Genomic DNA, 7,962 nt, shown 5'->3' with positions numbered 1-7,962 from the left:
AAATTGGGATAAACCTACTGTACCGAATTACCGCGGCTTGACCGCGGTATCCAGGAATGGTGTTCCGGAGTAGGGCAAATGTTCCGGATTATTGAGAGGTTACTTTATCTTAAATTGGCTATATGAACGATAGAATATGATTCTGCACGCATTATATGCTGTTAAAATTTTGAAAAAGACACTGTTTGGCAATCACTCTTGTTTAGATAACTGGAACGATAATTTATGAATCAAGTACCTTTAGCAAATCGAGTATGGCAAGATCCAATCTATTTTATAGCTTTTGGATTTGGAAGCGGGCTTATGCCTGTTGCTCCAGGAACCTGGGGCACTTTAGCCGCATTGCCACTTTATCTACTCATGATGGATGCTCATTGGAGTGTTTACCTTATTCTTACGATAATGGCGTTTGCATTGGGCGTTTGGGTTAGTGATAAAGTATCCAAAGATTTAGGGATGCACGATTACAAAGGCATTGTCTGGGATGAGGTTGTTGGCTATCTTTTGACTATGTTTCTGGCGCCTAAAGGGGGTGCATGGATGGTGCTGGGGTTCATCTTCTTTCGTATTTTTGATATTTGGAAACCACAACCTATTCGATATCTGGATCAAAAAGTACATGGTGGATTAGGTATTATGCTGGATGATGTTGGTGCCGCGGTGCCAGCCTGGTTAATAATGCAAGTACTCGCGTGGAGTTTCTCCTGATGAACGAAAATCATAAAGAACTTATTAGTATGGGATTAACTGTTGGAATAGTACTCCTTTCTCTTTTTATTGTTCATAAATTTATACCTTCCATGGTTTGGGCTGCCATTATTGTGATTGCGACGTACCCGCTGTATACAAAGTGGCGTACTTTTTTCGGTGGTCGAGATGATCTGGCATCATTTTTATTTACCACGCTTATGGGATTATTATTTCTGCTTCCCTTGAGCTGGCTGGTTGGCATCCTCATAAAAGAATCACAATTGTTTATTAACTTTTTACAGCAAATTAATAAAGACGGTGGTGCCGCACCGGAGTTTTTTAAAAATCTTCCTTTTGTTGGAAATGACCTGGTTCAATATTGGGATAAAAATATTGGACAACCAGGAAATATCAAAGATTTTTTATCTAATTTGCATATTACTTTAACTCCAGCAAGCTATTACATAAAGCAAATTGGGGTCAATCTGGCGCATCGTAGTTTTCAGGTTGGATTCACCTTATTAACTCTGTTTTTTTTCTACAGGGATGGCGATAAATTACTTCTTCAGGTCCACCATATCGGAGAATATTGTTTAGGCGAGCGTTGGTTTCGTTATTCCGACAGATTGCCCAGGGCATTAAGAGCCACTGTTAACGGCACCATCGTTGTTGGTATCGGCGTGGGTATTTTAATGGGGATTTGTTATGCTTTGGTTAATTTCCCTGCCCCGACATTGACCGGCTTTATTACGGCTTTGGCTGCAATGATTCCCTTTGTTGTACCTATTGTATTTATTATTGTTGCTTTAATTTTGCTCTCAGTCGGTAGTTTGATCAGTGCTATTATCGTTCTTGTCTGGGGCACGCTGGTTATGTTTGTTGCCGATCATTTTATCAAACCGGTGCTTATTGGCGGCGCTATTGAATTGCCTTTCCTGGCTGTTCTATTTGGCATATTGGGAGGGGTTGAAACATTAGGCTTGCTGGGGTTATTTGTCGGACCGATGATAATGGTGTTATTCGTTACCTTGTGGCAAGAGCCACAAGGTAAGCCGTACGCCAGAACCTAGGTTCGGCTTTTATCAAAAGAGAGACTTACGGTAAAGTTGAGTGAATTGATGGCATAGCGCTTGTTACCGAAGTCTTTTAAGGTATTAGTCGTCAGATAACGATAATCCATTCCAGCCCAGGTGAAGTCATCCATAAACAGTCCTACTCCAAGAATACCTTGAGCGGCGTTACTGCTGTATGTATTGCTTGTACCTTTTGACGTCTTTGTGTTTACAAAATAATAATCTTTGACTATTTCTCCCCTAGTGGTAACTCGAGCATGACCTACACCTAGCCCAACGTAAGGGAATACAGAGCCATTGTCACTTTCGTAATTGATAAAATCCCAATAGACGTTTGCCAACCCATACATGGCTGCAACACTGCCGCTAAAACCCAGGTTCGAATGTGCGCCGCATATTGATGAGTTAGAGACCGGACTGTATAAAATGCAATCATTGTTTCTAATTGAGCCGGAACTGTATCTGTTATATAGAAACTCGCCTTCGATTCTGAAATTATAGTAGCGGTAACCGAGCATGGCACCACCGCCACCACCTATCCGGCTATTATTTACTGTACCAGTATATACATTACCAGTAGTCCGGTCTGTAAAGGAAAGTTGATAATCGGTCGGTCCAGTGCTCACTTCTCCCAGCAGCCCAAGATAAAATCCGGACTCAGGATTTACAGCAAAGGCCGAGCTACTTAATAACAGATTCGTTAGTAAACCAAGTTTAATTAACTGCTTCATTAAAATAAATCCTTACTTATAATTTCCCTGATCAAAACGATAAATCGCTCCGAAATTGGCAATATGTGCCTGGAAGCTAGTCCCAAATCCACTGGGTTTATCGGTAGCAGCATATCGATAAGCCAGATTGACTGCATAATTTTCTGCGAAATTATAAGTGAGTCCCGCTGTTCCCTGATAAGCAAACGCACTGTCATTTACTGAATAAAAACTGCTGGTTAAAGGCCCGGTACTGGAGAGACTTGCTTGTAGATAGGCATAACCAATACCAAATCCTAAATAAGGCGATATTTCGGGCAACATTTCAGGAAAATCATAATAAACGTTCGCCATTAAAAAATTGCCTGAAGTGTAACCGGATACGTTATTTTGGTTTATATGATGAATCCTGAAGTCTTTCAGGCTTCCATGCAGGTATGTATATTCCGCTTCATATCGTAGTGGATTACTTTTATACCCTATACGTCCACCGGCGTTATAACCGTTTCGATAACGTGAATCATTTCTAAGTATATGATAGCCATCATAAACATCGATATTACCGGGTATATAGGTGTAGCCGCCAAATACGCTGGTATACCAGCCATCAACTGGTGTTGCTGCTGAAGCAATGCCAGTAGCCAAGAAAACAGCAGAAAGTAGTAAAATTCTCATGACATCCCTTTTATTATTATTATTTTTTAACTAAGCCATGTTAGCGATTTACTCTGAATTTGCAAGCCTTCTGTAATGCTTTGAACGGTTAGATCATTTAAATAATTAAATGAGTTCAAGGATTTTGTTACTTGTATAAAAATATTATTGAGGTAAGATAAAAGATGGATATGAAAAAGGAGTTTTTATATGCCTCACAAGAACGGTGGTAAAAAGCAGCTGATTATTATCGATCATTTAAGTTTGGTTGTTGATAAATTGATGAGTCGTGTGGCTGACGAATCGGAAGCTGGGCAGGCGGCGTTAGTTAAAATAATTGAAAGCGCCAGAAACAGATATAATAAACCGATTGAATCCTGGATAACCGGATGGTTTTATCAGTATTCCAGAGTTCGTGGTCACGAAATAGATCTAGCTATTCAGAGCATAGAAAAATTCCCGGATGCCTACACTCGATTGCAGGAATTCAAGATTTTAATCGATTCAGGTAAATGGCATCACGGCTCATTTAACTATTATTTTATTGATGAGCTCATTCATAGCCTCCCTGGATACGAGCCTTTAACTGATGAAATCCGTCATGGAGTTATTGTACGGGTCAGTGAGCTAATAAAAGAAAATATTTCTTCCTTTATGCAATTATATAAAGCAAATCGTAAACTCATCGAAAGCAAAGAACAGGAACTGAAGCAAACACAACAAAGTAATCAAAGAATAGTTGATAACGTCCTCATAGCTAATAATCTGGATATGGCAAAAAAATCTGCGTTGATTTCGCCAAATACAATTCAATTTTCTTTAACGAAACACAATAATCTTTGGAATTTGCATTGGGTTGATGTCTTGGGTAAAGCTTATGCCATTACACCGGGTGAAGAGCTAATTACGTTGCTGGATAGCCAAAAATCTGCTGATTTGAATAGTTTTAAAGCAATCACGCAAAGACATTTAAAACAAGAATGTGTTAAAGCCAGAGATTTGTTTCTTGATAGAGTTCAAGTATTAGTTAATCCTAGAGATCACAAAACTCAAAAAGAGCTGAATAATAAAGACTTGGCTCGCCAAAATCATCTGAATGTTTTTGTCTTACGTGGGCAAAATGGTCGTTACTCGCTTTCATGGATAAATGCTTTGGGGAATGCAAAAACTATTCTTCTAGATGGATATCCCAAATTGTCTAGCTGGCTATCAGGGCAAGCTTCGCTGACTGAAGAGCATTTTTATAAATTAAGGTCTTATTTATTGTATGTAAATACTGCCAAAGCAATTGGCCGGGAGGATTTCAAGGTTCAATTGAAAATGTGTCTGGAAAAAAGAATGCATCCTGGTAGCGAAGCGCAGCCGGATACCGAGATATCTGAACAGGTTGAAGTGAGACCTAACAAACTGGATATGAGTTTATTTGCTGACCTTGCAAGGTGTCTGGATCCTTCAAGAAAGGAAAAACAGACAGAGAAAAGCGAAGGAGTAAAGGATGAAGCTGAAATCTTGTCCGATTCACCCTCGACTCTTATTGCTCCCGGTAGACTTAACCTGGATTTATTCAGTTCGGTAGCTAAATCACTGGGTCATAAATCAAAAGAGTCTTCGGTCAAAGAGAGGGCTGTGCAAGAGGTAGCAGAACATACAGGCCCAGCCCCATCCTGTTAACTAAAAGCCATTAGTTATCGGATAACGCCAGTCTTTTCCAAATGCTATGGGACTTATTTTTATCCCTGGAGCAGACTGGCGGCGTTTGTATTCGTTGCGTTTTATTAGTTTTATGACTTGCTCTACCTCATCGGGCTTAAATCCCTTGCTGATAATTTCATTGATGCTCAAGCGTTTTTCCATATAGGCAACAATTATTTCATCAAGGATTGAATAGTCAGGCAAGCTGTCCTGATCTGTTTGATTTTCTCTAAGTTCAGCAGAGGGAGCCCTTGTTATAACACGCTCGGGGATTATTGCGGATATGCTGTTTCTGTAATGAGCTAATTCATACACCTGCGTTTTCAGCACATCCTTTAATACCGAAAAGCCTCCAGCCATGTCGCCATATAAGGTCGCGTAGCCAACCGCGGTTTCACTTTTGTTGCTGGTGGTCAGAACCATCTTGCCTGATTTATTGGACATAGCCATAAGGAATAAGCCTCTGATTCTGGCTTGAATATTTTCTTCAGTTGTGTCTGCTGCCAAACCATTAAAAATCGGATCTAAAGTCGAAATTATAGTTTCAAATGTTGGCTCAATGGAGAGGGTTGTATGAGTCACATTCAAGGCATTTAATTGTTGTAGCGCATCTTCTTTGCTAATGGATGCAGTAAAACGCGAGGGCATCATTACCGCATGCACTTTGTCAGCCCCTAATGCATCAACTGCAATAGCCAAAGTCAGGGCCGAATCAATACCACCAGATAAACCTAACAAGACACCTGGAAAATTATTTTTTGTAACATAATCCTTGGTGCCGCGGACTAAGGCTTTATAGAGCAATGCTGGTAGGGAAAGAAGAGGAGTTATTGTTCCTGTAATCCCCTCATTGCTCAACTGGATAGTGCGTAAATCTTCCTCAAACGCAAGGGAGCGGGCGCATATGGCCCCTGTTTTATCTAAAGCAAACGATTGCCCATCAAAGAGCAGTTCATCCTGGCCGCCAATCTGATTGACATAGATCATGGCAATACCTTGTCTTGAATAGGATTTTAACAAGGTTTCTCTATTTGAATATTTCGAACAATCAAAAGGAGAGGCATTGATGCTTATTATTGCGCATACACCCGCATCAATTAAATCATCAACGGGTCCGGGTTGCCATAAATCTTCACAAATGCATATTCCTAATTTGTAATTTTTTATCGTTAAAGTGCAGGGGTCTTGTTTTCCGGGGGTAAAATATCGGGCTTCGTCGAATACATCATAATTAGGTAAATTCTGTTTATGATATTCTCTAATTTTTTGTCCTAAATGCAGAATACTGACACTGTTATAGCATGCTTCTTTTTCGACAGCTGGATGACCAAGCACCACATAACATTCTTTAGATGCTGCCTGAATACGCTCCATACTTTCTTTAATTGCCTGGTGAAACTCATTGCGCAATAAAAGATCTTCTGGAGGATAGCCGCAAAGCGCTAATTCTGGAAAAATAATTAAATCATGATGAGTTTGCTGTGCTTCTATGATCTCAATAATTCTAGTTTCATTAGACTTGATTGCACCAACTGTTGGATTAATCTGCGCCATCAATATATTCAGATTTGATTGCATGGTATTTCGTCAAAAGATGTCGTGAACTGGTAATTGTAACGTATCTGAGTGCAAAGATATATTTCAACAATTCCGATTGCTATTTAATCCGTTGAAATTTATAGTCGCAACTGTTGAACGAAGAAACAAAGCCGCCCAACTCAAAATCAAGTTGACTGTGCCGTTAACCTGGTTATGCGCAACCAGGTTAACCTTCGCTAATAACTAACTCTCTTTAAGGAGTAGGGATATCCATAGGCTCCGCACGAACTTGCTCTTTAACCGCATCGTAACCATCACGATGATTTGCCATATAAATCAAAGACCAACCACTGACCATCGACCCATCACCAAAGACACATATATCCGTCTCACCTAAAGAATTAGAGAATCCACCGCTGGTAATAAATCCAATACCTGTACCACCAATATTTTTACATACATTATGGGAAGGATTGGTAAACTCTCCTTTCAATATAGGGGAATCATCATTAATCGGGCGCATTTTTTTAATAAACGTGGCGGCGATACTTGGCTTATCAGAAGAAAACGTTTCTAAACCGATAGCAATAAAACCGTTATCGGCAAAGAAATTACAGAACGTTTTAGACTGCCCTTGTACATAGCCCTTAGGCGTTAAAAATTCTGCCGTCATAGTTTCCACCGTTCCACCGGCATTACGGCAATATTGTGCTTGCTCTTCCACTGTATTAGCATAAATATTAGAAGCTAATAAGCTAAAAGCGAAAAAAGCGGAAGATTTCATTTGCATAAATACACACTCACAAAATATTGAAAATATATTTCACAGTTAAATAATTATCGTATACTTAAGAGTCTTTTTATCAGCTCAATAAAGCGCTCTGTTATAAAAAAACATTGATTCAAAAAATCTTAGTATGGCGTCAAACTGCAATGCTTGTCCGTTCCAAGGAGTAACGGTATCTTTTCGGTTTCCATCACAACATTGTGAACTCCCTTTAAATGAGTAACAGTATAAAGCAAAAGTTAACTTGACGGTGCCTCTTCCAATAATTACTCTAAAGCAACTCAAAATCAAATTATTCAATTAACGAAAGAAATCGACATAGGGTAATAAAATGAAATGTAGGAAGCCATGGTTTTATTTGGGAGTTATTTCAGGGTTTTTATCTGGCTTCCTATATTTTGCTTATAATGTTTATATTCATGGAAATTCCAGAGGTGTCGGCCTTTATAACGGAAGTAGTTACAGTAGCCATTACAATAATCCATAGGAGTTAGAGAAGTGAACGTTCTGCAATTTTGTACTGGGTTTATGATGGGGCTGGGGCTGTGGGGATTAATTTTGATGGTTTTATTAATTCTCAATTAATTATATGACTCCAATGTAATGAACCATACCCCCCCCGCTGAGGGAACTGCATGTACTCAACAATTAGTCATCCAAATGGATGGAGTGGATTTCCCTGTTATGACTTAAAGTTGCTTGCAGCATTATTGGATTAGTACTGTTCGAAAGTAAACACTAAAAATGAGTATGTTATAATACTACCGGTAATTTTCAGGATAGTTGTCGCTTGAAGCAGAGCAGATTTGCTCTACTT

Annotated in this window: 7 protein-coding genes; 3 read left to right on the top strand and 4 right to left on the bottom strand. The window is 39.3% G+C overall.

What is annotated here, in order from left to right; all coding sequences use genetic code 11:
• The first annotated feature begins 225 nt into the window (after positions 1-225).
• Positions 226-708, top strand: a complete 483-nt coding sequence (locus tag Q0495_RS05440) for a phosphatidylglycerophosphatase A (RefSeq protein ID WP_298623926.1) — start codon at positions 226-228, stop codon at positions 706-708.
• Positions 708-1,760, top strand: a complete 1,053-nt coding sequence (locus tag Q0495_RS05435) for an AI-2E family transporter (RefSeq protein WP_298623924.1) — start codon at positions 708-710, stop codon at positions 1,758-1,760. The genes Q0495_RS05440 and Q0495_RS05435 overlap by 1 nt, the downstream gene beginning before the upstream one ends.
• Here the strand turns inward: Q0495_RS05435 and Q0495_RS05430 are convergent.
• Both Q0495_RS05430 and Q0495_RS05425 read right to left on the bottom strand, forming a co-directional pair.
• On the bottom strand, positions 1,757-2,494 hold the full coding sequence (locus Q0495_RS05430; RefSeq protein WP_298623922.1) for an outer membrane beta-barrel protein: 738 nt from the start codon (positions 2,492-2,494) through the stop codon (positions 1,757-1,759). The two genes, Q0495_RS05435 and Q0495_RS05430, sit on opposite strands and share 4 nt — an antisense overlap.
• Before the next feature lie 12 nt (positions 2,495-2,506).
• Positions 2,507-3,148 (bottom strand): outer membrane beta-barrel protein, encoded by a 642-nt coding sequence (locus tag Q0495_RS05425; RefSeq protein WP_298623920.1) that lies wholly within the window; start codon positions 3,146-3,148, stop codon positions 2,507-2,509.
• 189 nt (positions 3,149-3,337) lie between these two features.
• Between Q0495_RS05425 and Q0495_RS05420 the strand changes: the two genes are divergently transcribed.
• Entirely contained in the window at positions 3,338-4,798 is a 1,461-nt protein-coding gene (locus Q0495_RS05420; RefSeq protein ID WP_298623918.1) for a hypothetical protein, read from the top strand.
• On the opposite strand, the gene Q0495_RS05415 is transcribed toward Q0495_RS05420, so the two are convergent.
• Positions 4,799-6,397, bottom strand: coding sequence for an NAD+ synthase (locus tag Q0495_RS05415; RefSeq protein ID WP_298623916.1), 1,599 nt, complete (start codon positions 6,395-6,397; stop codon positions 4,799-4,801).
• A gap of 214 nt (positions 6,398-6,611) precedes the next feature.
• Positions 6,612-7,148, bottom strand: a complete 537-nt coding sequence (locus Q0495_RS05410) for a hypothetical protein (protein ID WP_298623914.1) — start codon at positions 7,146-7,148, stop codon at positions 6,612-6,614.
• Between the last annotated feature and the right edge of the window lie 814 nt (positions 7,149-7,962).

It is taken from the genome of uncultured Legionella sp., assembly GCF_937871865.1.
Taxonomy (GTDB): domain Bacteria; phylum Pseudomonadota; class Gammaproteobacteria; order Legionellales; family Legionellaceae; genus Legionella.
This window is presented reverse-complemented; position numbering and strand designations above follow the sequence as displayed.